Source organism: Paraburkholderia fungorum, assembly GCF_046027605.1.
GTDB lineage: Bacteria > Pseudomonadota > Gammaproteobacteria > Burkholderiales > Burkholderiaceae > Paraburkholderia > Paraburkholderia fungorum_F.
The window spans coordinates 50216-73657 of sequence record NZ_JAQQEF010000017.1; the positions used below are offsets into that span (position 1 = coordinate 50216).

The 23442-nt window shown below is 61.5% G+C and carries 19 protein-coding genes and 1 pseudogene; 14 read left to right on the plus strand and 6 right to left on the minus strand.

Features of this window, described 5'->3' with window-relative positions:
* Positions 1-34: 34 nt before the first annotated feature.
* Entirely contained in the window at positions 35-1432 is a 1398-nt protein-coding gene (locus PQR53_RS25365) for an ATP-binding protein (RefSeq protein ID WP_408460049.1), read from the minus strand.
* 13 nt (positions 1433-1445) lie between these two features.
* A complete protein-coding gene (locus PQR53_RS25370; protein WP_408460052.1) occupies positions 1446-2159 on the minus strand; it encodes a response regulator in 714 nt (237 codons plus the stop codon).
* A gap of 180 nt (positions 2160-2339) precedes the next feature.
* On the opposite strand from PQR53_RS25370, the gene PQR53_RS25375 reads away from it, so the two are divergent.
* The 3 genes from PQR53_RS25375 to PQR53_RS25385 are packed head-to-tail and all read left to right on the plus strand — an operon-like array spanning position 2340 to position 5463.
* Positions 2340-3542 carry an ABC transporter substrate-binding protein gene (locus PQR53_RS25375; protein ID WP_408460322.1) on the plus strand — a complete coding sequence of 401 codons (1203 nt, stop codon included), beginning with the start codon at positions 2340-2342 and terminating at the stop codon, positions 3540-3542.
* An 11-nt stretch (positions 3543-3553) separates the two neighbouring features.
* Entirely contained in the window at positions 3554-4624 is a 1071-nt protein-coding gene (locus PQR53_RS25380) for a FecCD family ABC transporter permease (RefSeq protein ID WP_408460054.1), read from the plus strand.
* Complete coding sequence (locus PQR53_RS25385) at positions 4621-5463, plus strand: ABC transporter ATP-binding protein (protein WP_408460057.1); 843 nt, start codon at positions 4621-4623, stop codon at positions 5461-5463. Before PQR53_RS25380 ends, PQR53_RS25385 begins: the two co-directional genes overlap by 4 nt.
* Before the next feature lie 23 nt (positions 5464-5486).
* Here PQR53_RS25385 and PQR53_RS25390 read toward each other — a convergent pair whose 3' ends face one another.
* A complete protein-coding gene (locus tag PQR53_RS25390) occupies positions 5487-6323 on the minus strand; it encodes an MFS transporter (RefSeq protein WP_408460060.1) in 837 nt (278 codons plus the stop codon).
* Between PQR53_RS25390 and PQR53_RS25395 the strand changes: the two genes are divergently transcribed.
* The 3 genes and pseudogenes from PQR53_RS25395 to PQR53_RS25405 all read left to right on the plus strand — a co-directional run.
* Positions 6268-7284, plus strand: coding sequence for a LysR family transcriptional regulator (locus PQR53_RS25395; RefSeq protein ID WP_408460063.1), 1017 nt, complete (start codon positions 6268-6270; stop codon positions 7282-7284). The genes PQR53_RS25390 and PQR53_RS25395 overlap by 56 nt on opposite strands.
* Before the next feature lie 485 nt (positions 7285-7769).
* Complete coding sequence (locus PQR53_RS25400; RefSeq protein ID WP_408460066.1) at positions 7770-8534, plus strand: SDR family oxidoreductase; 765 nt, start codon at positions 7770-7772, stop codon at positions 8532-8534.
* Between the two features lie 195 nt (positions 8535-8729).
* Positions 8730-9671: pseudogene (locus PQR53_RS25405) on the plus strand (porin); the annotation flags it as partial.
* A gap of 198 nt (positions 9672-9869) precedes the next feature.
* Here the strand turns inward: PQR53_RS25405 and PQR53_RS25410 are convergent.
* Positions 9870-10475: a TetR/AcrR family transcriptional regulator gene (locus tag PQR53_RS25410; protein ID WP_408460069.1), complete on the minus strand. Its 606-nt coding sequence runs from the start codon at positions 10473-10475 to the stop codon at positions 9870-9872.
* Positions 10476-10870: 395 nt separating this feature from the next.
* Between PQR53_RS25410 and PQR53_RS25415 the strand changes: the two genes are divergently transcribed.
* The 4 genes from PQR53_RS25415 to PQR53_RS25430 all read left to right on the plus strand — a co-directional run bounded on the left by PQR53_RS25415 (position 10871) and on the right by PQR53_RS25430 (position 15937).
* Complete coding sequence (locus PQR53_RS25415) at positions 10871-12616, plus strand: methyl-accepting chemotaxis protein (protein ID WP_408460072.1); 1746 nt, start codon at positions 10871-10873, stop codon at positions 12614-12616.
* Entirely contained in the window at positions 12617-12925 is a 309-nt protein-coding gene (locus tag PQR53_RS25420) for a hypothetical protein (protein WP_408460075.1), read from the plus strand.
* A gap of 67 nt (positions 12926-12992) precedes the next feature.
* Entirely contained in the window at positions 12993-15128 is a 2136-nt protein-coding gene (locus PQR53_RS25425) for an EAL domain-containing protein (protein WP_408460078.1), read from the plus strand.
* Between the two features lie 152 nt (positions 15129-15280).
* Entirely contained in the window at positions 15281-15937 is a 657-nt protein-coding gene (locus PQR53_RS25430) for a TetR/AcrR family transcriptional regulator (RefSeq protein ID WP_408460081.1), read from the plus strand.
* 51 nt (positions 15938-15988) lie between these two features.
* Here PQR53_RS25430 and PQR53_RS25435 read toward each other — a convergent pair whose 3' ends face one another.
* On the minus strand, positions 15989-16693 hold the full coding sequence (locus PQR53_RS25435) for a TetR/AcrR family transcriptional regulator (RefSeq protein WP_408460083.1): 705 nt from the start codon (positions 16691-16693) through the stop codon (positions 15989-15991).
* Positions 16694-16925: 232 nt separating this feature from the next.
* Here PQR53_RS25435 and PQR53_RS25440 point away from each other — a divergent pair, with 232 nt between their 5' ends.
* From PQR53_RS25440 to PQR53_RS25455, 4 genes are all read left to right on the plus strand, one after another.
* Positions 16926-18338, plus strand: a complete 1413-nt coding sequence (locus PQR53_RS25440; protein ID WP_408460086.1) for an MFS transporter — start codon at positions 16926-16928, stop codon at positions 18336-18338.
* 127 nt (positions 18339-18465) lie between these two features.
* Entirely contained in the window at positions 18466-20043 is a 1578-nt protein-coding gene (locus PQR53_RS25445) for an MFS transporter (protein WP_408460089.1), read from the plus strand.
* 49 nt (positions 20044-20092) lie between these two features.
* Positions 20093-21535, plus strand: coding sequence for an MFS transporter (locus PQR53_RS25450; protein ID WP_408460092.1), 1443 nt, complete (start codon positions 20093-20095; stop codon positions 21533-21535).
* Positions 21536-21615: 80 nt separating this feature from the next.
* Positions 21616-22566, plus strand: coding sequence for a LysR substrate-binding domain-containing protein (locus PQR53_RS25455; protein ID WP_408460095.1), 951 nt, complete (start codon positions 21616-21618; stop codon positions 22564-22566).
* A 27-nt stretch (positions 22567-22593) separates the two neighbouring features.
* On the opposite strand, the gene PQR53_RS25460 is transcribed toward PQR53_RS25455, so the two are convergent.
* Entirely contained in the window at positions 22594-23397 is an 804-nt protein-coding gene (locus PQR53_RS25460; RefSeq protein ID WP_408460097.1) for a class II aldolase/adducin family protein, read from the minus strand.
* Between the last annotated feature and the right edge of the window lie 45 nt (positions 23398-23442).

Sequence of the window (23442 nt, forward strand, 5' to 3'; positions counted from 1 at the left end):
GTAGCGTGGTCCCGGTACCAGAGTCCCCGCCCGCCTAGTCGTCCCGATTCAAAGTGAGCACCGCGTCCAGCCCCCTGTCCGCGCGATTCCTCAGCGTGAGGGTTCCGCCATGCGCGGCAGCAATGCTCCGCGCAATGGTCAGCCCCAAACCTGTACCCTGGTTTTTCCCGTCTTTTGACGCATCGAGCCTGAAGTAGGCTTCGAACACCCTCTCAAGCATGGTCTCGTCGGGAATACCAGGGCCGCTATCGCTCACGACGATTTGCACAGCGTGCCCCAGATCCGTCACCCGGATCTTGACCCGATCGCCGTAGTGAATCCCGTTATCCACGAGGTTCTGCAAACAGCGTTTGAGATTGCGCGGATACCCACTCAATGGATGCAACGCGCGCCCCTCGACATCCACCCCATGACCCGCCTCACGCGCGTCCTCAGCCAGCCCTTCGAGCATCGAGTCGATATCGATCTCATGACGCTGCTCGGTGATCTCGACGCCTTGAACCGCGTCCAGCGTCGCGCGCACCATGGCTTCCATGTCTTCGAGATCGCCACGCATGGATTCCCGCCATGCCGGATCAGGCAGCATTTCGGCGCGCAGCCGCAAACGCGTGAGCGGCGAGCGCAGATCATGTGAAACCGCCGTTAGAAAGCGCGTGCGGGCGCTGATGCCATCGATCAACTGGGTCTGCATTGCATTGAACGACTGCGCCGCGGTGCGCACTTCCAGAGGGCCGCTGATCGACAGCGGGGGCCGATAGATATTGCGGCCAAGCGCGTCCGCGGCCTTCGCGAGCTGCCGCAGCGGACGCACCGCAAAGCGCACCGCCACCAGCGCCAACAGCAGCACGGCCGCGAGGCGAAGCAGATAGATCCGCGTGAGATAGTCGAGCACAAGCGCGTGCGGCTCGGTCTGCATACCCGCCTGGCCCTCGTTGGCCTGCACATCGAGCCACTCACCCTGCGGCAGTTTCATCTGCACATGGAAATCGCCCGTCGGCATACGCGAGTCGAACAGGCTGAGGATGCCCGTGTGCTGGCCCGCGTCGCCGCGCAGCTCAGCGTCGATTAGCCGCACTTCGATCGGCTCGCCAAGACGGCGGCGCAACACACCGGAGATCAGATCGCCGACTGCTTGCCTCGCGACCGATCCAGCGGGCGCCGAGGCCGGCGCATCGATCCACTGCAACCGGTAGCGCGCATCGCCTAGCTGCGTGGCAATTCGACGGCGCATGGCGTCATCGGGTGCATGCTGAAGCAGCCGCACGGTATCGGCAAGACGGCTCGCAAAGAGACGCGCGGGAATTTCAAGTGTCCGGCTGTCGTGGGTCTCGAACCAGATGGTGCTCGTCAAAAGTTGCCCGGCAAACATGCCGACCACCAGAATCAGGACAAGCCGCCCATACAGCGTGTCGGGCCATAGGCGCAGTTTCATCGCTGGTCGCGCCTCACGCTCCGTAGGCGACGTCGGCAACCAGCATGTAGCCCTCGTTGCGCACGGTGCGAATCAGCCTGGCGCCACGCGCCTCGTCTTTCAGATAGTGCCGCAGACGGCTCACGCAAACGTCGATCGAGCGGTCGAGCGGCGTGCGCTCCTTGCCGAATACCTGGTCGAGCAGGAACTCGCGCGACAGCGGCCGGTTCGGATGATCCAGCAGCGCGCGCAGCGTGCGATAGTCGGAGCCGCCGAGCGAGACGATCACGCCGGCGGGCGACAGCATCTGCTTCATGCGCGTATCGAGCCTCCAACCGGCAAAGCTCACGAACTCGAGCGAATCGGCCGGACGCACTCCGGGCACGCTGCGGGTGCGCCTCAGGACCACCTTGATCTTCGCGATGAGTTCGCGTGGGTCGAAAGGCTTCGGCAGATAGTCGTCCGCGCCCATCTCGAGGCCGAGGATCCGGTCGAGCAGACCGCCGCGCGCGCTCAGGATGATGATCGGCAAGCTGTGCTCGCGACGCAGTTCGCGCGTGATGTCGAGACCATCCTCCCCGTTCAGCATCAGGTCGAGCACCAGCAGATCCACGCGCGACTTATTGATGATCTGCTTCATCTGTGCGCCGTTTTCAGCGGCGCTCGCCGCATAGCCCATGTCGTGCAGATAGTCGCGCAGCAACTGGCGGATGTTGGGATCGTCGTCGACGACGAGTATGTGGTCCATCGTAAAAGCCTTTTCGCGCGGCACGGGCTGCGTTGAGCGAGTGTTTGCGTGGCCCATGCAGAGCTGCGCCACGCCCAACACATTCCATTACAAAACAGCGGTGTTTCAACACATTGCCATTACATCGCGCCGCTAAAGTAAGACCCGCAAATGGCAATCATTCTCATTCAGAACTATATCATGTCGATTCTCCGCTTTTCTCGGGCTCGCCGGCCCTTGACGCTTGCGGCTGGCGCATTGACGGCCTGCGTCGCGCTCACCTTTGGCGCGGTCGTCACGAGCGCCAGCGCGTGTGCCGCCACGCAGGCGCCAGCCACGCAGGCGCCGCAGACGGTCACCGACCTCGCAGGCCGCACCGTCGCAATTCCTGCCGAGCCGCACCGCATCCTGCTGGGTGAAAGCCGGCTGCTCACGGCGGTGGCCCTGCTTGAAGGTCAGCATCCGCTGGCACGCATCGTTGGCTGGCAAGGCGATCTGCCGACCATGGACCCGCAAACCTTCGACGCCTACGCGAAGAAGTTTCCGGAGATCAAACAGATCCCGCTAATCGGCAAGGCCACTGAAGACAGCATCAGCGCCGAAAAGGCACTGAGCCTCAAGCCCGATCTGGCAATTTTCAGCCTGGGCGGCCATGGTCCAGGCCAATACAACGCGCTCGTGAAGCAACTGGAATCGACCGGTACAACGGTCGTTTTCGTCGACTTCCGTCTGCATCCGATGCAAAACACGTTGCGCAGTATCAAGCTGTTGGGCACGGTGCTGCATCGTGAGAAGCAAGCCGACGACTACATCCGCTTCTACCAGCAGCATCTGGCGCACGTGCAGAGCGTCGTGAACCAGATTCCGCAGAACCAGCGGCCGAAGGTCTTCATCGACCTGCTGGCGGGCGCATGGGACGCAGGCTGCTGTCACACGGCTGGCAACGGCAACTTCGGCGAGTTCATCACGGCGGCGGGCGGGCGCAATATCGCGGCGGGTCTCGTTCCCGGTGTGCTCGGCGACGTCAGCATGGAGCAGATCATCGCGTCGCGCCCGGACGTTTATATCGCAACCGGCAGCCGTACGAAACCGGGACTCGCTGCGTTGCATGTCGGTGCGCTGACGAGCGAGCAGGATGCACAGGCGAGTCTGGCCGCCCTTGTCGCGCGGCCTGGTTTTGACACCATCAAGGCGATCCACGACGGCCGCGTGCACGGCATCTCGCACAACTACTACGATTCGCCGTACAACATCGTGGCCATCGAAGCCTTCGCGAAGTGGTTCTATCCACAGCAGTTCAAGGACCTCAACGTGCAAGCGACCCAGGACGAGCTGTATCGCCGTTTCCTCGCCGTGCCACCGGATGGCGCCTATTGGGTTGACACACCGCTCGTAGCGCACTGAGCGTCCTCACGATGTCCACACTTCAGAATCACGCAACTCTGCACGACGGCAGCGTGCTCCGCTACCGGCAGCTCACGCAGCGGCGCGTCGTCGCGCTTATCGTCGTGGCGGCGCTGATCGCGGCCTCGCTACTGTTCGACCTCCGCTCGGGGCCGTCGGGGCTGCCGTTCGACACGCTGCTGCGCACAGTACTTCATCGCGCCTCAGCCGATCCGGCGACCAGTGTCATCGTCTGGCAGATCCGCCTGCCGTACGCAGTCATGGCGGTGCTGGTGGGCGCATCGCTTGGCCTGTCCGGGGCCGAGATGCAGACCGTGCTCAACAATCCGCTCGCCAGCCCTTATACGCTCGGGGTGTCGGCGGCGGCGGCGTTCGGCGCGTCGCTGGCAATCGTGCTGGATGTCGCGATTCCCGGCGTTTCGCAGACCTGGATCGTGTCAGCCAACGCCTTTGTATTCGCGCTGCTGTCGGCGCTGCTGCTCGATGCCGTCGCGCGCTGGCGCGGCATGAGCACGGCTGGCGTCGTGCTCATGGGCATCGCTCTGGTGTTCGCCTTCCACGCGCTGGTTGCGCTGATGCAGTTCATCGCTTCCGCCGATGCGCTGCAAGGCCTCGTGTTCTGGACCCTCGGCTCGCTCGTGCGCGCCGACTGGCCGAAAATCGGCGTCCTCGGGCTCGCCCTCGCGCTTGCGCTGCCCATGTCGATGCGCAACGCCTGGCGGCTCACCGCGCTGCGGCTAGGGGAAGATCGTGCTGCCAGTTTCGGCATCGACGTGCGGCGGCTCCGGCTGGGTACGCTGCTGCGCGTGTCGGTGCTGTCGGCGCTGGCGGTCTCGTTTGTCGGGACGATCGGGTTTATTGGGCTGATCGCGCCGCATATCGCGCGCTCGGTCTTCGGCGAAGATCACCGCTTCTATCTGCCCGGCAGCATGTTGTTTGGCGCGCTGATGCTGTCGCTCGCATCCATTGCCTCGAAGCTGATCATTCCTGGTGTGCTGATACCGGTCGGCATCGTAACGGCGCTGGTCGGCATTCCACTCTTTCTCGGCATTGTCGTGCGCTCGCAGGGGGAACTGGGATGAGCGGCCTCGGTATTCACGCACTGAGCGTCGGGTATGGGCGTAGACAAGTGCTCGCCGCGCTCGAGGCCGGGCCATTGCCGCGCGGCAAGATTACGGCACTGTTGGGGCCGAACGGCAGCGGCAAGTCCACCTTGCTGCGCGCGCTCGCCGGGCTCACGCGTGCGAGCGCCGGAACGCTTTCACTTGACGGCGAGCCGCTTGCGTTGTCGGCGGCCAATGCCCGCTCGCATAGCGTCGTGTATCTGCCTCAGGCGCTCCCGGCGGGCGTGCGGCTGCAAGTGCTCGAGTCCGTGCTGGTCGCATGCCGCGCCACACGGCGGCAGTCGTTCCAGCTCCCGCGGACCGCTGGGCACGACGACGTCACGTATGCGCATGCCGTGCTGCAAAGGCTCGGCATCGACGAGCTTGCCACGCGTTCACTCGACGAGTTGTCGGGAGGCCAGCGCCAGCTCGTCGGTATCGCCCAGGCACTGGTGCGCGACCCCCAGGTGCTGCTACTCGACGAACCCCTTTCGGCGCTCGATCTCAACCATCAGTTTCACGTCATGCGCGTGCTGCACGACGTCACGCGCGAACGCGACATCGTGACCATCGTGGTACTGCATGACATCAACGCCGCGATGCGCGCATGCGAGCGCGCGATGTTGCTGCACGAAGGACGCATCGTGCGCTTCGGACCACCCGCCGAAGTCGTCACGCCGGCGAATCTCGCGAAAGTCTTTGGGGTGCAAGCGCGGATCGAGCAGTGCTCGCGCGGACACCATCAAGTGCTGATCGACGGTCTCGCCGGTCAGACGCGCATCGCCAGCGACACCGCCAGCCCCGCCGCCAGCAGTTAGCACGCGGCCCAGCCAGCCCAGCTTCAGACCGTTATGCCAGCCGTCGACCGGCGCCCGCTCCTCGGGTGCCGCGTCGTCGCGCCGATCGCTCCGCCGGCGAAGCGGAGCGTCATATAAAGCGTGTTAGCGCGGCTCATCGCAGTGCTGCGCACCGCCAGGTTGCGCGCCATGTTCGAGACATGCGCGCTTTGCAAGCCGAGGTCGAGCAGGATCACGCCGGCGATGAGCCCGCCGATGCTCGCGCCTTGCCACGCAAGCAGCGCGTAAGAGGCGATGAAGACGATGCTGGCGGCGGGGATGACACGACGCGGATCGCGCACATCGGTCAGCTTTCCCACGGCATAGGACGCACTCGCGCCGGCGACACCGACGAGCCCGAACAATCCCGTCGTCTCGCTACCGTAACGGGCATCGAGGCCGTGCAACTGAAACGCGAGCGTCGTCCAGAAGGCGCTGAATGCGGCGAATTGCAACGCCGCGATCAAAGCGGTCTGCCGTACGACGGGCTCCTCGCGCAGCAACGCAAACAGCGAACGCATCAGTGCGCCATAGCTGCCCGAGAAGGTCGGCTCCACGCGTGGCAGCACGCGCGCAAGCATGGCGGCAACGGCCACCATCGCGACTGCCGCGAAGGCGTAGACGGCGCGCCAGCCGAAATGCGCGGCGATCGTGCCCGATATCGTGCGAGAGACCAGGATGCCGCAAAGCAGGCCGAACATCACGATTCCGACGGCCTTGCCGCGGCCTTGGGGCCCTGCAATCTGCGCCGCATAAGGCGTGAGCAGTTGCGGTGCCACACTCGCCATGCCCGTGGCAAAGCTCGCCGCCACGCCCCAAGGCAGTGTGGGCGCCGCCGCCATCGCGACGAGCGCGACGACGGCCGCCGTCAAGTTCGACGCGATGAACGTGTTTGTCCGCGTGGTGGAAGCCGGCAGTCTGTCTGCCGCCGCACGTGCGATTCCGATGTCGCTGACTTCGGTGAGCCGCCATTTGTCGGCGCTCGAGAAACAATTTGGCATGCAGCTGCTGCGGCGCACGACACGGCACATTGCGCTGACAAACGAGGGGCGCCTCTTTTTTGAGCGCGCGAAGTCGATCCTCGCGGAGCTGGACGAAGTGGGCACGTTGCTCAGCGCGGGTCGCAGCGAGCCGACGGGCCGTTTGCGCATGGCTGCGCCCACGCTGCTCGGCCGAACCGTCGTCGCGCCGCTCTTGCCCTGCTTCCTTGCGCGTCACACCGCGGTTTCGATCGAGCTGCTGCTGATCGACCGCGCGGTGAATCTCGTCGAGGAGGACATCCACCTCGCGATTCGCGTGGGCCGCCTGCCCGATTCAGCGCTCGTGGCACGCAAGCTCGGTGACGTGCGCATGATCGTTTGCGCCGCGCCGTCTTATATCGAGCGCCGCGGCACGCCTTGCTCGCCTGACGAGCTGCGCCAGCACGACTGCCTCGTTTTCTCCGACCAGCCTGGGCCCGTCGATTGGCGTTTCAAGTCCGCGGGCACGCGTCATTCCGTCCGCATTACAGGTCGCCTCTGGGCCAACGCGCTCGACGTGCTCGCGGCCGCGGCGATCGACGGTGCGGGCATCATGCGCGCCCCGTCGTGGCAAGTGGCGGACGAGATCGCGCGCGGGCGGCTGCGGCCTATCCTTGAGGATTACGAGACAATGCCTGCGCCGGTGAATGTGCTCTTCGAACGCGCACGGCGCACGTCACCCTCTGTGCGGACCTTCCTCGACTACCTGGTCGAATCGACAGAAACGGGCCCGCTCGCGGGCATGTCCCGCTTCGGCGAAACGCCTGGCGCAGTGAATGGGTGATATCGCATACGGCTGCGCCTATGTGGCGCCCAACGCCCGCTCTATAAGGTTGGCACTCGCCTGGACTCTCGTCTGCCACGCAGACAGCTGTCGTGCGCATCAGCCGGCAGCGTGCCGTTGAGCAGCGTAAGGTTTTGCGCGCGGCAGGAGACGTCCGCCTGAAGACTGCGCGCCGGCGCGCTGCCGTTGGGGGTGGGCGCCAGGGGCGGCCGACGGTTAGTTGCGATTTATAGGCTATCTGTATGCGGCTTTGCTCTCTGCCTGATGAAGGGAGACTCCAAGGTCGAATGCCGCGCGATCAGACTCGAGCTCTGCCGTACATAGCCGCTCGGACGCCGATTGAAAGCATCCAGGTGCACAGTTTTCAACTTGCGTTGATCTGTCCAGGACGTACGTCGTTGCGTCCAGGTTGCGTCAGGGTTTATTGCCTATCCTTGAGGCCTGCCGCAATGCACCTATCAATCTAATTCCCGGAGATAAAGACCATGACTGAAGCAAGCACCAAAAGGATCGCGCTCGTTACCGGCGCAGGCAGCGGGATTGGCCGAGCCACGGCGACGGCGCTGCTCGCGGACGGCTTCTGCGTAGTGCTTGCGGGCCGCCGCGCCGAGCCGCTCGCTGAGCTCGTCGAGACCGCAAAAGCCGCGGGCCAGGAAGCCCTTGCAGTGGTGACCGACGTTCGTGACGCAGCCAGTGTGGATGCCCTTTTCGACACCATCGAGCGCACCTACGGCAGACTCGACGTTCTGTTCAACAATGCCGGCGTCAATGCGCCCGCTGTGCCGATGGATGAACTACCCGTTGAGACCTGGACAAATCTCATCAATACCAACGTGACCGGTGTTTTCCTCTGCGCGCGTGGAGCTTTCGGATTGATGAGAAGGCAATCGCCGCAAGGGGGCCGCATTATCAACAACGGGTCGATTTCGGCACATGCGCCACGCCCCTTCACTTCGCCCTACACCGCTAGCAAGCACGCAGTGCTTGGTCTCACGAAAAGTATCGCGCTCGATGGCCGCGAGTTCAACATCGTCTGCAGTCAGATCGACATTGGCAATGCGCTGACGGAACTGTCCGAACGCATGACGCGCGGCGTACGCCAGGCAAATGGAACGATGGCAGCAGAACCCATGTTCGATGTGAAACACGTTGCGGAAGCGGTACGTTACATCGCCAATCTGCCCTTGAGCACCAACGTTCTGAACATGACGGTTATGGCCAGCAACATGCCATTTGTGGGGCGCGGCTAGGCCCTGCTTGCAGGCAAGCAACCCTTACATCACCTTCGAGACGCTCGTGAAAATCGACATTCTTCTATCAAGCTTCGTCCTGAGTTCATCGATCGATGAAAAGCCGGGCGATCTTGAGAGGATGTTGCTAATCATGTAGCAGGCCAGTTGTAGTTCGCGCGCCGATTTCCTGCTTTTGTCGAAGGGGCAAGCCGCTGGGGGCTGCTCGGTTCGGAAGACCTCGGTGGCGGGATAAGCACGACTTTCCGGCTGGAGAATGGTTTCAGTCCCTACACCGGATTAAACCGGGCCGGTGGTGGGGAGTTTGGACGGTCGGCGTGGGTCGGCCTGAACAGCAAGACTTGGGGTTCGATAACGTTGTGCCGGCAATATGATTCAGTCGCGGATTTCTACCAGCCGACCGTATTCGCTAGTACGTGGGGCCCATTCTTCTCCCACGCCGGCGACATCGACAACGCAATGGACACTTATCGACAGAGCAACGCGATTAAATATGCCAGCGTCAACTATGGTGGCTTCCGATTTGGAGCACTCTATGCATTGGGCGGCGTGGCAGGTGAGTTTGGCAAGCTCAGTACCCTTATCGCGGGGGTTAGCTATACCCGTGGGCCCCTCTATCTCGGCGCCGCCTACGATCATTCCAGCGACCCCGTGCAGCAATTCCCAGACGGAGCATGGACCTTTGGGGGAGCATTCTCGTACCTCGGAAATGGAGCGACCACGAGCCCGTCGAACAAGGAGATGTTTGGTGTCGGTGGTACATACCAGATAGGGCCAGCGACGGTGGGTTTGAACTACAGCCACACTGTGTTCGCCGACATACAGGGAACCACGGCTTCCGCATTATTTCAGAATTACGAGGTCTGGTTTAACTACAGAGTCACCCCCGCAGTGCTTCTTGGCTTGGGCGATACCTTCACGAAAGGAAGTGTGCGGTATGGTGCAATCCGGCCGCAGTACAACCAGCTCAATGCGGCGGCAGATTATTCTCTGTCCAAGCGTACCGATGTTTACTTTGAAATGAGCTATGAAGTGGCCTCCGGTGGCGCGAACGCAGCGCTTTATGGCCCCTTTACCGGAGCATCGTCAACCAACAAACAGTTCGCGGCGCACGTGGGGATAAGGCAGAGATTCTAAAGGGCTAGTTCGCCTGCCGGTACGGGACATCGGCGCAACGGCGACGAGCGGGTGGGTCAAGCCATTGGTACGCGGTCTCGCACCTCCGTGAGACGCGATTGGAGAATAGCCGGCGCGCAAGCCCGCGTGCCTGGCTTCAGCCGCATATCCCACTATCACCGCAACCGGTGTCACGACATCACCAGGCTGGTTCCCGGCTCACGCCGCATAGCTGCGTACGAAAAGGTCAGCGACTGCCTTAACGAGCATCTTTCGTTCGGCCCGCGCCGGTTTGGTCCGTTCGCCAACCAGCATCCGTCGCTCAAAATCGCCGGTTAACATTTCGATGAAGAACATCGCAGCGAGCCTGGCATCCGTATCGCGGAGCCGGCCCGCTTTTTGGTGGGTCTGTATGAAGTCGGCGCAAAGCGCGTATGTCCGTTCTGGACCAGCGTTCATCCATGCCCGTGCAATGTCAGGAAACGCGGGAGCCTCAGAGACGATTAGCCGATGCAATGCCAACGCGTCTGACCGAAGAACGATATCCAGGACAGTTTCGGCCAGCGCGTGCAACCCATGGCCCAAAGGCAGTTTCGCGAAATCATTGTCAACGAGCGGAACAAGGAGTACCTCAAGCAGCTTGTCCACCGCAGCGAGGAACAGGCCTTCCTTGCCACCAAACCACGAATACACATTGGTCTTCGACTGGCCCGCGGCAGCGACGAGTTCGTCGATGCTAACAGCGGCAAAGCCTCGAGCGAGAAAGCGTTCTGCCGCAATGTCCAGAAGATGCTCACGCTTTGCTTCGGAACTGGGTCGCCTCATCTTAGTCCCCGATCACGCCGCGGCCGATCAGACTGGGCGCAGCAATAAAATCGCCTGAGAGCGCGGCAGGCAGGGTTCGGCCAGGAGAGGCCGTCCAACGCGCGGTGCCTTGCACCATACAAGCTAGCCAATAGTTGCCGCACGATCTCCATCAAACAAGAACTTGAGCCAGGTCAGTCGAAGTGTCAGGAAGCGTGCCCGTAATCTGAATCCATCACATCCCGTCGCGATCGATTAAATGATACCATACAGTATGGTATCGTATCGAAACAGATCTCCGCGTACCGGAGGCGTCGATTGCGAAGTAGCTCGTACTGCCCATCGCTGTAATCGTCACGAAATTCCAGCGATCAGCGGGACACGGCAGTACCTCGTTGGCCTTGAAAAGTGAAACCATGAAATTCAGCAACATGAAACTGGGCACCAGACTGATCAGTGCCTTTATCCTGGTGTGTGCCATCGGCGCCATCGTCAGCGGGATCGGCATCCGCGATATGGATCAGATTAATGACAATGGCGACGATATCTACCGTGTCAATCTGATCGGGCTCGACCTTACCCAGGAGGCGAACATCGACCTCCTGTATGTCAGCCGTTCGCTGCGCGACGCCATTCTGGCCACCAGCGCCGAGCAGCGGGCCGCATTCCTCGCCGACAGCGAAAAAAACCTGGCACTGACGCGTGAGGCCCTCGATAAAGCCAGACAGACGTTAGTGACCGACGAAGCCAGGGCTGCTTTCGCCGAGCTCGACCAGAGCTGGCAAGATTACGCGCAGGCCGTCAGGGAGATGCAGGCCAGGGCCCGCGCTGCTTCGCTACAGGATCGCAGTGACCTGACCGACTACCTGTTCGGCGATTTGCGCTCGAGGACCAACAAGGTCGACGACCAGATGGACGCATTGGTGAATCTGAAGCAGAAAGGCGCGAAAGCGCGTGCCGACTCGAACCGGATGCTCTATCAGGAAAGCAGAGCTCTGATGATCGCCCTGGTCGTCCTCTCTGTCTTGAGTGGTATCGGAATCGGGGTCTGGCTCACGCGCAGCGTGACGCGGCAGTTGGGCACCGAGCCGGCGATCGCCGCCGAACTGGCGAGGAGCGTTGCAACCGGCGATCTGCGTGTAAAGATCAACCTGCGCCCCGGCGACACGAGCAGTCTGATGGCATCGCTGAAGGCCATGCGCGACGGCCTGTTGGGCATCGTGTCAGAGGTGCGCGAGAACGCCGAAGGCGTGGCGAGCGCGAGTGCGCAGATCGCCCAGGGCAATCTGGACCTGTCGAGCCGCACCGAAGAGCAGGCGGCCTCTCTCGAGGAGACCGCCTCCAGCATGGAAGAGTTGACCGCCACGGTCCGCCATAACACGGACAACGCGAGGCAGGCAGCCACGCTGGCCGGCACGGCCTCGGAAATCGCACAGCGCGGCGGCGAGGTGGTCGGGCGTGTCGTTGCGACAATGCATGAGATCGCCAGCAGTTCAGCCCGAATGTCGGAGATCATCACCGTGATCGAGGGCATCGCCTTCCAGACCAACATCCTCGCGCTCAACGCGGCGGTCGAGGCAGCCCGCGCGGGCGAACAGGGTCGAGGGTTTGCTGTCGTGGCCGGTGAGGTCCGCACACTCGCCCAGCGCAGCGCCACTGCGGCGAAGGAAATCAAGGATCTGATCAGCGGCTCGCTGGATCGGGTGGACGTCGGCTCGAAGCTCGTCGAGGAAGCAGGCAGCACGATCAACGAGATCGTCGAGTCGGTGAGGCGCGTGACCGATATTGTGGGCGAAATCTCGTCGGCCTCGCAGGAGCAGAGCACCGGTATCGAGCAGGTGAATCAGGCCGTCAGCCAGATGGACCAGGTGACGCAGCAGAACGCCGCGCTGGTCGAAGAGGCCTCGGCGGCGGCGCAGTCGATGGCCGGGCAGGCCCAAAGCCTGCGTGAAACGGTGGCGTTCTTCAAAGTCGGCGAAACGGGACCATCGGCGTCACGAGCGGTTGCCCCGCGGAGTGAACCGCGCCGGCCGGCACCGAAGATTCGCACGGCTCTTGGCGCACCATTGGCCAGGCCAGAGACGAGGTCAGTCGTACGGGCAGACCGGAGCACCACAGCCGCCACAGACACCAGTGACACGGTGGACTGGCAGGTATTCTGAGTGGGCGGAAAATTGAACAATACTGACGACGTGCTGGGCAAGATGGCCGGGATCGTGACCACCAACACGAAGACAGTCAGCATGCTAGGCGCACGGTCCATGGTGCTGGGCGCGTTTTTTGATGCAACCCTGCCCCACCTCACGGCGTCGCAGCGTGCCGCGGTCACCCGGTCATTCCGGCAGGGCATCGAGCATGCCCTGTCGCACATGGACGATATGCCCTTGCCCGCCGAATATCACTCGACGCTGCTTGAACTCACCAATGCCATCCTCGCCGCACTGAGCCAGGAATCGGGCAGCCGCCGATAGCTTCACCCCTGGCTCAGCAAAGATAGTGAGTGGGAGTGCCTATTGAGCATGAACTCATGCAACGAACATGACAGACCAATATCCGTCCCCGTCGAACACGCAGCAGTTATCGCTGATGCAGCAAGCGCTGGATAGCTATGAGCAACGCTACCGGACGCTGTACGAAGCCACGCCGGCCATGCTGCACTCGATCGATTCACAAGGACGCCTGGTACACGTCAGCGATCTCTGGCTGGCGACCCTGGGCTATGCGCGCGAAGAGGTGATTGGTTGCTGGTGGGCTGACTTCCTGACGCCGGCGTCGCGTACCTATGCCACCGGAACCGTCATCCCGGAACTCTTTCGAACGGGGCACAATAAGGGCGTCGAATACCAGGCGGTGCATAAAGACGGCACCGTTATAGACATAGTCGCATCGTCTTTCATCCAGCGCGATCCGGATGGCATCCCGTTGCTCTCACTGACGGTGATCGAGGACGTGACCGAACGCAAGCGCGTGCAGACCGAACTGGCCGAGCAGATTGAACGATTGCATGTGACGCTCCATGCGATTGGTGAAGGGGTGATCACAACGGATGCGAAGGGTCGGGTCGAGTACCTTAACCCGGTCGCTGAAAAGCTCACGGGCTGGACTACCGCAGCGGCTCGTGGAATGTCATCCGTTGCGGTATTCCGTATCGTCGATGACGCGACTCGCTTGCCCGCCAGGAGCCCGGTGGAAATGTGTCTGGCTGCCGACCAGCCCGTTGGCGTAGCCGGTCAGGCGATGCTGACCGGTCGCCATTGCCGGGAATATTTCATTGAGTATTCCACCGCGCCGATCAGAAGCGCCGAGGCTGACACGTGGGGGGTCGTGCTGGTGTTTCGTGACGTCTCGGAACAGCGCCGCCTGAGTCGCGAGATGACGTACCGTGCGACACACGACGCGCTCACCGGTCTCGTCAACCGGGACGAATTCGAGCATCGACTGCAACTGGCGCTTGCTCGCGCTCATAGAGGAGAGGCCGAGTATGCGCTGATGTATGTCGATCTGGACCAGTTCAAGCTGGTCAATGACGCAGGCGGACATGCCGCGGGAGACAGGCTGCTCAAGCAGGTTGCCGGTGTGATCGGGCGACTGGTCCGCAAAAGCGATACATTTGCCCGCCTGGGTGGTGATGAGTTTGGTCTGATCATCGAGCACTGCTCGACTGAAGCGGCTCAAAGCGTCGCGCAACAGATCTGCCAGGAAATCGACGCATTCCGCTTTCAACTGGGAACCCATCGTCTCCACATTGGCGCAAGCATAGGGCTGGTGCCGGTGGACAGGCGCTGGCCGACGACGGCGAACCTGCTGCGGGCGGCCGACAGCGCCTGCTACGCTGCCAAGGAAGCCGGACGAAACCGCGTGCACACCTACTTTGCCGACGACGCGATAATCGAGTCCCACCGGCTGGACATGCAATGGGTGCGCCGCATCGAACAGGCGCTGGACAACGACCAGTTCATTCTCCACTGGCAGCGGATCATGCCATTGAGCCATGACACCGGCGGCATACACGGAGAGGTCCTGCTAAGACTGGTTGGCGATGATGGAGAACTGATTTCGCCCGGCGCATTCCTTCCCGCTGCGGAGCGTTTCCATATGGCCTCGCGTATCGATCGCTGGGTGGTGCGAGAGGTCTTCGAGTGGATGGCGACGCACAAGACTGCGCTGTCACATGTCGTTACCGTGTCGGTCAACCTGTCCGGTCTGTCGATCGCGGACCTCGATTTTCATCGCTATGTGCTGGAGTTGATCGGGGCCTTCGAGTTTGACCATCACAAGCTGTGCTTTGAGATCACTGAAACCGCCGCCATCACCAATCTCAGCGACGCGAGATTATTTTTTGAATCCATGCGCGCCTATGGCGTGCGCTTCGCGCTGGACGATTTTGGCAGCGGTGTTTCATCGTTCGGTTATCTGAAGAGTCTGCCCGTCGACTACCTGAAGATAGACGGTCAGTTTATCCGTGACCTGGAAGAGAACCTGGTCGATCAGGCTACGGTACGTTGCATCAGCGAAGTCTCAAAGATAACCGGCAAGAAGACGGTTGCCGAATTTGTCGAGACCGAGGCCGTGGAAACGCTGTTGCGTGAAATCGGGATCGATTATGCACAGGGCTTTCTGCGACATCGCCCGGTCGCCCTCGACACCATCTTCGACTTGCCAGCCAGTGCATAGACAAGTGAACATAGACAGGACCCAATCAGCGTGCGTGGCTTCCGTGCCCATCTGCCCGTGGCAGATGACAAACTATACTGTCGAACTTATCGGGCCGCAGACATCCAACTGACCTGATGACCCACTACAACTTTCTTCGAACTCGAAACGCCATGACGACGACAATTGCGAAGTCTCGAAAGAGTCAGGAAGCCGATTTGTTGCCGGGCCGACGATCCGCTCAAAAGCGGAGTAATCTCCTCGCCATCGCTTCTGAGCTATTTCTCGCAAAGGGCTACGATGGGGTCAGCCTTGACGAAATCATCGCAACAGTCGGTGGATCGAAAACGACCATCTATTCGTATTTCAAAGGAAAAGAAGGTGTGTTCGTCGCCGCCGTCAGTGCACTGTGCGACGAGACAGTTGCAAAAGTCTTCCGGATCAAGGCATCTTCAATGCCATTGCACGAGGCTTTGCAGGCAGTTGGCCAGGCCCTCCTTGACGCAGTGTTGTCGCCCCGAGCGGTGGCCCTCCAGCGCCTCGTTCTAGCCGAGGCGCGCCGTTTCCCGGAGATAGGACGCATCTGGTTCGAGCGCGGCCCTGCCCAGACCCACCGCCTGCTGGCAGACTTCTTTGAAGAGCGTCAACGCATCGGTGAAATCGGTTCTGTCGATCCGCACAAAATTGCCGTACTGTTTCACGACATGTTGACTTGCGAGATACATCAGCAAGTATCGCTCGGGATAATAGCGAGACCGAAACGGGCTGTCCTGACCGACAAGGTGCGCTCAGCGATCGAGATCCTGTTGAACGGCTGCAAAGCCATCTGAAGTCTCCACGCCGCGTCAGGGAGCCGCTACGAAGCCGCCAGCGCGTCACGCTCAGGAACCGTCCAACGCCGGAAGCAGCGCTGGCACGCTCGTCAGGAAAGCGCGCACGTGCATCGCGATCACCGCGTCGCTGGGCGTGGTGTTGTCGTTCGAATAGATACGGCGGCGAATCGCGAGGTGGGATACCGCGCCGTGCAGCAGCCAGCCCACCTCGGTCAGATGAGCCGGATCGGCCGGTACGCCGCGTCCCAATTCGTGCGCCGTCTCAGTGACGATGATCTCAAGCGCATGTGTCACGACGGCGTTCGTGTACGTAGGCGCCATCTGCAAGTCTTCAAGCGAAGAGTAGAGAAACAGGCGAAGCCACTGCCGCGTCAACAGGGTGTCGTAGTACTCGCGATAAAAAGTATTGAGCCTGCTTTCAATGGGCACACTGCGGTCTTTCAGTTGAACAAACCACATCGCCTTGAAAGTCCCCACAATTTCGCGCTTGTAAACTTCGTCGATCAACGCGGCCTTGCTCGGGAACAGGCTATACAGCAAACGTTGCGACACGCCACAGGCGTCAGCAATCGCGCGAGTCTGCGCGTTCAGGCCGTGCTCGGCGAAATATTCGGCGGCCTTCTCCAGCACGCGCGCCTGACGCTCGGCGCGTGGCAGACGCTGCGGCGCTTTCTTCATTGGCCGCTTGACCGGCGCGCGACCCGCTGCGGTCTTGCTGCCCGGCTCTGCAACATCCGTGGGTTTGGCCTTCATGACGCTCCTGTGTCCATCGCTTTCGAAAAATAAGTCTTCACATGACGACTTATGGTTTGGTAGAGTATATCGACCGGGGACGAGGAAGAGTCTCGCCAGCCACCCGGGCGCAGTCATGCATTATCTCAGGCTGCCGTGAAGCGAGTCCCATCTTTGACCGCCACCTGCTGCAAACGTCTCAATCCGAAGCGTTTGAGGGCGCGTCGTACAACCCGAATTCCGTTCTTCGCCCATGTCTTTGTCAAGCCGCCAGCCCGTCATCATCGCGCTGATCGTCGCCAGTGCCTATTTCATGGAGAACCTGGATGCGACGGTGATCGCAACCGCACTGCCCCACATGGCTGCCACGTTCGGCGTCACGTCCGTGAGCCTGAGTATCGGCATGACTGCCTATCTGCTGGCACTCGCGGTCTTCATTCCAATCAGCGGATGGGTAGCCGACCGCTTTGGGCAATGTTCGGTGTTCGGTGGCGCGATCATCGTGTTCACCGGCGCCTCCATCTTGTGCGGGTTGAGTAACGGCCTCGTCGAATTCACAATTGCGCGGATCCTGCAGGGAATCGGCGGCGCAATGATGGTGCCGGTAGGCCGTCTCGCCGTGCTGCGCAGCACCGAGAAACGTCACCTGATGCGCTCGATAGCCTATATCACGTGGCCCGGCCTCGCGGCACCGGTGTTGGGTCCGGCCCTGGGCGGATTTATCTCGACCTATTTCAGCTGGCGCTGGATCTTTCTGCTAAACATACCGATCGGTTTGGTGGGCCTGGCGCTAACCGTCATCTTCATTCCGAACTACCGCGAACCCACCCGCCGTCCCTTCGATGTGCCGGGGTTCGTGCTGAGCGGTATCGCACTGACGTGCCTGATGTACGGCATGGTTTTGATCGGGCAACTGCATAGCGACTGGCGCATCACGACCGCCGCGCTGATCTGTGGCTTCGTCGCCGCCGTCCTCGCCATACGGCATTTCGGCCGCGCCGAGCATCCCCTGATCGATCTTTCGCCCTGGCGAATTCCGACGTTCCGCGTGACCCTCGACGGTGGTTCGTTATATGTCGTATCGGTTAGCGTCTCACCCTTCCTGTTACCGCTGCTGTTCCAGCTGGGCTTCGGGTTGAATGCATTCGCCGCCGGTTTGCTTGTGCTCGCGTACGCGGCCGGCAATCTGGGCATGAAAACTTTCACCACGCCGATCCTCAAACGCTTTGGCTTTCGCAAGGTAATGATCGTCAACGGGGTGCTGACTGCGGCCACAATCGCTTTGTGCAGCCTGCTTTCGCCGGATACGCCGCGCGCGCTGATCATGCTGGTATTAGTGGCCGGCGGACTGTGCCGGTCGATGCAGTTCACAAGCATCAACACGCTCGCGTTTGCGGACGTTCCGCAGGCGCGAATGAGTTCGGCGAGCACATTCTTTAGCATGGTCCAGCAGATGAGCATCGGACTGGGCATCGCATTTGGTGCGATCGCGCTGCACGCTGCGGTCCTGATTCACGGAAATCACGCACAACTCTCACTGGCTGATTTCCGGCTCGCCTTCCTGCTGGTGGCTGTGCTGGTGCTGATCTCGGTCCTCTACTTTATCGGCGTAGAACCGGATGCAGGCCGGGAGGTGAGCGGCCATACGCGAACCGCATCGCAGTAGCGCGGAATCGAATCGCGAATTTGCATGCCCTGATGGGCAAAACCGTGGAAGTTGAACAGAGAGATAGTCCGTGCAGGAAAAAAGCAGTACCCCGTCCGCAGTACGACCGACCGCCTCGGCCGGTGTCATGCCAACAGTCGACATAGCCGCCCCCCGTAGCGCCTCGCAACAGATGCTGATCCTCGTGGGCATTTGCATCGCCGTGCTCGTGCTGCCGCTGAATTTCGGCGGCGCGGCCGTGTCCGCGCCGGCCATCGGCACTGCGTTGGGAGGCAGCCCAGTGGCGCTCAACTGGATTCTCAACGCCTTTATGCTGAGCTTCGGCAGCAGTCTGATGGCCTCGGGAGCGCTTGCCGATCGGTTCGGACGAAAGCGTGTATTCGCCCTGGGCGTGGTGCTGTTCGCTTTGACTTCACTTGGGATCGCCGCGGCGCCGACTTTGTTGTGGGTCGATTTTCTGCGCGCGCTTCAGGGCATTGCCGCCGCACTGGTCCTGGCCGGCTCGTCGGCAGCGCTCGCGCAGGAGTTTGACGGACATGGGCGCGCCCGCGCGTTCAGCATGCTCGGCACCACCTTCGGCCTCGGCCTGGCGCTTGGGCCACTACTCGCCGGTTTCCTCACAGAGACGTTCGGTTGGCGTTCGTTCTTCCTGGTGGATGCCGCAATCGGCTTGACCGGGTTCGCACTCGGCGTTCCGAAACTTAGAGAATCGTACGACCCGAATGCCATGGGTCTCGATTGGCCTGGCGCCGCCAGCTTTACCGCCGCGCTGACGCTCTTCACCTTCGGGTTGTTGCAAGGACCGGAAAGCGGCTGGAGCAGCCCTCTCATCATTGGACTGTTGTCAGGCGCCGTGGCGATGTTCATCGCGTTCGTCTGGATCGAGAAACGTGCTGCCCGGCCCATGCTCGACCTGGCGCTGTTTCGCTATCCGCGCTTCGTGGGTGTGCAGGCACTCCCTCTCGCGACGGCATTTTGTTACGTCACGCTGCTTCTGGTCTTGCCCACGCGATTTATCGGCATTGAAGGGCATTCTGCGATCGAGGCCGGCTTGATGATGCTCTCGCTATCGGCGCCGATGCTCTTCGTGCCCATCACGGCTGCATTTCTCACGCGATGGATGTCGGCCGGTGTCATTTCAGCGGTCGGCCTCGTCATCGCGGCAGTCGGTATGCTCTGGTTCAGTGGCATCGCGCCTGGTGCGCCATCAGGTGCCATGACGGTTCCACTATTCATCATCGGAATCGGAGCCGGCCTGCCGTGGGGCCTGATGGATGGCTTGTCGATCAGCGTCGTTCCGAAGGAACGCGCGGGCATGGCAACCGGCATCTTCAGCACGACACGTGTAGCGGGAGAGGGCATGACGCTCGCAATCGCCGGCGCGATCCTGGCGGTTCTCACACGTCTAAGGCTATCCGATGCGCTCGCAGCGTTCCCGTCCGTTTCGCGCGATGCCGCCGCGCAAGCCGCCCAACGCGTGGCAACCGGCGACTTGCCGCATGCCGCCGCTCTTCTGCCCGCGCTGGGGCAGCCGGTTCTCGCGCAGGCGTACGATGGCGCGTTCCGTGTCCTGCTTCATATTCTTGTGGCCATCACCCTGGCCTCCGCGCTTGTCGTGCTGGGGTTTCTCGGTCGCACGCCGTCCACTGCCAGCCCGAGCGATTCCGGCCGCACGCTTTTAGGCGGCGAAGGGGTGGCCGACTGAGAACACGCCTGGGGCGAATTGATGATCGGTCAGGCGGCCGCCCCGATCTGTGACGTTTGCTCACAAAGTCAATATTTTTCGTGCATTGTCGTACCCTCGGTCAGGGCGCTTAATCTTCCTCGAGAGCATTCCGCAACGCGTAAATCTGGAGGAAGCCATGGATTTTGGGCTGCGCAAACCTGCGATTTCTGATCGGTTGATGAAACGCATCGCCTGGCGGCTCGCGCCGCTGATGATCGTGATGTACATCGCGAACCAGCTTGACCGCGCGAACATCGGCTATGCGGCGCTGACCATGAACGCCGAACTCCACATGACGACGGCGCAATTTGGCTTCGCTGCGAGCCTTTTTTTTCTCGGCTATATTTTGTTCGAAGTGCCGAGCAACCTGTGCATGCATCGGTTTGGCGCGAGACTGTGGATGACGCGCATTCTGCTGAGCTGGGGTCTGCTCTCCTCGCTGACGAGCTTTGTCCCTGACTCTCGCTGGCTCTATATCGCCCGCTTCTTTCTTGGCGCGTTCGAAGCCGGCCTGTTTCCGGGCATGGTGTATTACCTCACGCTGTGGATGCCGGCGCGCAATCGCGTATGGATGATGTCTCTGTTCGTGACAGCCATCCCACTGACCGGCGTGCTCGGGGCACCGGTGTCAACCTGGCTGATGGCACATGCGAACGTGTTCGGTGTCACCGGCTGGCGCGCCATGCTTCTGCTGGAGGGGCTCCCTGCCATCCTCCTCGCCGGGATCGTCTATTTCTGGCTGACGGACAACCCGTCCCGCTGCCGCTGGCTTTCCGCTGAGGAAAAGAGTGAGATCGAGGCGGCGCTGGCTGCCGAACGGGCCGCGGCAGCGGCCGCCACCTCGCCGTCCAGCGCGTGGAGGGCGCTCGGCAATCCGAAAGTCTGGGCGCTCGGTGTCGTCTACTTCGGCACTAACGCCGGCATCATCGGTTTGCTCTATTTCCTGCCGCAAGTCATCAAAACGTTTGAGAGCACTTTCGGAGTGAAGTACAGCCTCATGGATATCGGGCTGATCACGGCGATTCCATTCGGCGTTGCCGTTATCGCGACGCTGATCTGGGGCCGTGTGGTTAGCCGCCACCAGGTCGGCGCCTGGCACGTGGCAGGCCCCCTGCTGGTGTGCGCGGCCGCGCTCTCGGTAGCCCTGCTGCTGAAGTCTCCCTACCAGTCGATCATCGCCCTCTCGATCGGCGCCGCGGCCTGCTTCTGCAGCATCACGACCTTCTGGCAACTGCCTAGCCGCATCCTCACCGATCGCGCTGCAGCAGCCGGCATCGCGCTGATCACGAGCATCGGGGTATCGTCAGGATTTTTGCTGCCGTATTTTATCGGTTGGGTAAAGGATACGACCGGCACGTTTGTCCTCGCATTTGTCGGCATCGCCGCGACCATGGTGCTCGCCTCGATCACGGTCACGCTGCTCGAGAGTCGTTGGCGCAAAGTTGGCCAGCCACAGCTTGCCAGCGAATAGGCGTGGCCAGCGCCTCGCTGGCCTTAGGACTATCATCGAACGATCCATTGCCCATTTCTTTTCGCCAGCAAGGATTTTCGATGCGCCGCGGTGTCCCAAGTCTCAGTGCGTTGCAGGCTTTTGAAGCCGCGGCGCGACATGAAAGTTTTTCGAAAGCAGCGGTCGAGCTGTCGCAAACGCATGGTGCTGTTTGCAAAAAGGTCAACGAACTCGAGGCTCATCTGGGCATCCCGCTATTCGAGCGGGTGCGTCAGCGTCTGGTACTGTCCGCGGCGGGGGCAGAGTACGCGCGGCGAATTCGCGTCCATCTCGACCAGATTCGCCGCGATACGCTCGAGCTGATGCGCAAGCAAAGTGAAGTGAAGATCCAGTTGGCCGTCGGCGTCACGTTCGCGTCCCAATGGCTGATTCCGCGTCTGCATGATTTCTACGAGCTCAACCCGGACCTGCAACTTCACATCATGGGACGTGACCAGCCGACATTCTTCGACAATTCAAGCTTCGACGCCGCGATCTATTTCGGACAGAGCCTGTGGCCCGCCATGCCGGGGCAACCGCTCGTGAGCGACGACAAGATTCTGGCTGTGTGCGCGCCCGGCTTGATCGGCAGGCGCGATAGCTTGAGCAGCGAAATGATCAGCACGCTACCCTGGATTCACACCCGCGATCTTCCGCGCGCGTGGCTTGCATGGTCCGAAAGTGCATCCGTGCAGATCGTTGAGCATAGCGCGGCGAACCAGCACTACGACATGTTCATCATGGCAATCAACGCCGCGATCTCTGGACTAGGCGTGGCGTTGCTTCCGCGTATCCTGATCGAACGGGAGCTGCGCAGCGGTGCACTCGTCCAGGTGCATCCTCATTCGATCCCGAATCCGGAGACCGTCTACTATTCGTTTCCCGAGCAGAAACGTGACTGGGAGCCGCTTAGACGCTTCGATCAATGGCTAGGCGCGGCCGTGCGCGAGTATCGCGAAGGCTGCCACCGCGACAGCACGGCAGCCTTCGAAGCATCGCTTGCGCCCAACTGAGGACGTCCGTATGCGGACGTCCGTGTTTCACGCGAGTTCGCGCAGATCCGGACTGTCGCGCAGGAGCTGCTGGTAGAGCCCCTGGAAGTTGAGCCATGCAACGTAGTCGGAGCCCAGTTGCGCGCGCGTTGCCCGCGCGTCCTCGTCCGATAGCGGCTCAATCGGACCGGCCGCTTCGGCCAGCAACTGCACCTGGCAGCAACGTTCCATTGCAATGAAGCGGTACGCCGCGGCGTCGACCGATGAACCGACGGTCAGCAAGCCATGATTGAGCAGAACGGCGGCGCGCTTTGTACCCATTGTCTCCGCGATCCGGCGACCCTCTTCTGTTGCGAGCACAACGACGTCGCCGCGAAACAGCACGTGGTCGTCATAGAAGAGACAGGCTTCCTGATTGAGCGGAGCAAGGAGCCGGGCGCGCGCTGAAAACGCACGGCCGGAGGTGGTATGTGTATGGGCTGCTGCAACGACGTCGGGATTCGCGCCGTGGATGCCGCAGTGAATCGCCGCCGCAGCGGCGTTGACGGGGCCGGTCCCATGATAAACGTTGGCTTCGTCGTCAATGCAAACGAGATCGTCGGGATGGATCGACGAAAAATGCTGCGCGTACGGGTTGACCCAAAACCGGTCGTGAAACTCCGGATCGCGCACCGTGATATGCCCGGCTATGCCCTCGGACAGCCCGAATCGCGCAAAGATGCGAAATGCAGCAGCGAGTTTGAGCTTGCGATGTTGCCGTTCATCGTCGAGGCTGGCGAAAACCGGCGGCTCCGGCAAGCGTCCGCCGATTGGTTTGGGAATCTGCAACTCGCGGACTTCCGCGTGGCCCATGACATACTCCTTCGTGCTGTTCGGAGTCTTGATTTTCGTCCGCAC

Excerpts from the sequence above, each read along its gene's own strand:
- PQR53_RS25365 (WP_408460049.1), bottom strand. The coding sequence starts at position 1,432 with ATGAAACTGCGCCTATGGCCCGACACGCTGTATGGGCGGCTTGTCCTG.
- PQR53_RS25370 (WP_408460052.1), bottom strand. The coding sequence starts at position 2,159 with ATGGACCACATACTCGTCGTCGACGACGATCCCAACATCCGCCAGTTG.
- PQR53_RS25375 (WP_408460322.1), top strand. The coding sequence starts at position 2,340 with ATGTCGATTCTCCGCTTTTCTCGGGCTCGCCGGCCCTTGACGCTTGCG.
- PQR53_RS25380 (WP_408460054.1), top strand. The coding sequence starts at position 3,554 with ATGTCCACACTTCAGAATCACGCAACTCTGCACGACGGCAGCGTGCTC.
- PQR53_RS25385 (WP_408460057.1), top strand. The coding sequence starts at position 4,621 with ATGAGCGGCCTCGGTATTCACGCACTGAGCGTCGGGTATGGGCGTAGA.
- PQR53_RS25395 (WP_408460063.1), top strand. The coding sequence starts at position 6,268 with ATGCCCGTGGCAAAGCTCGCCGCCACGCCCCAAGGCAGTGTGGGCGCC.
- PQR53_RS25390 (WP_408460060.1), bottom strand. The coding sequence starts at position 6,323 with ATGGCGGCGGCGCCCACACTGCCTTGGGGCGTGGCGGCGAGCTTTGCC.
- PQR53_RS25400 (WP_408460066.1), top strand. The coding sequence starts at position 7,770 with ATGACTGAAGCAAGCACCAAAAGGATCGCGCTCGTTACCGGCGCAGGC.
- PQR53_RS25410 (WP_408460069.1), bottom strand. The coding sequence starts at position 10,475 with ATGAGGCGACCCAGTTCCGAAGCAAAGCGTGAGCATCTTCTGGACATT.
- PQR53_RS25415 (WP_408460072.1), top strand. The coding sequence starts at position 10,871 with ATGAAATTCAGCAACATGAAACTGGGCACCAGACTGATCAGTGCCTTT.
- PQR53_RS25425 (WP_408460078.1), top strand. The coding sequence starts at position 12,993 with ATGACAGACCAATATCCGTCCCCGTCGAACACGCAGCAGTTATCGCTG.
- PQR53_RS25430 (WP_408460081.1), top strand. The coding sequence starts at position 15,281 with ATGACGACGACAATTGCGAAGTCTCGAAAGAGTCAGGAAGCCGATTTG.
- PQR53_RS25435 (WP_408460083.1), bottom strand. The coding sequence starts at position 16,693 with ATGAAGGCCAAACCCACGGATGTTGCAGAGCCGGGCAGCAAGACCGCA.
- PQR53_RS25440 (WP_408460086.1), top strand. The coding sequence starts at position 16,926 with ATGTCTTTGTCAAGCCGCCAGCCCGTCATCATCGCGCTGATCGTCGCC.
- PQR53_RS25445 (WP_408460089.1), top strand. The coding sequence starts at position 18,466 with ATGCCAACAGTCGACATAGCCGCCCCCCGTAGCGCCTCGCAACAGATG.
- PQR53_RS25455 (WP_408460095.1), top strand. The coding sequence starts at position 21,616 with ATGCGCCGCGGTGTCCCAAGTCTCAGTGCGTTGCAGGCTTTTGAAGCC.
- PQR53_RS25460 (WP_408460097.1), bottom strand. The coding sequence starts at position 23,397 with ATGGGCCACGCGGAAGTCCGCGAGTTGCAGATTCCCAAACCAATCGGC.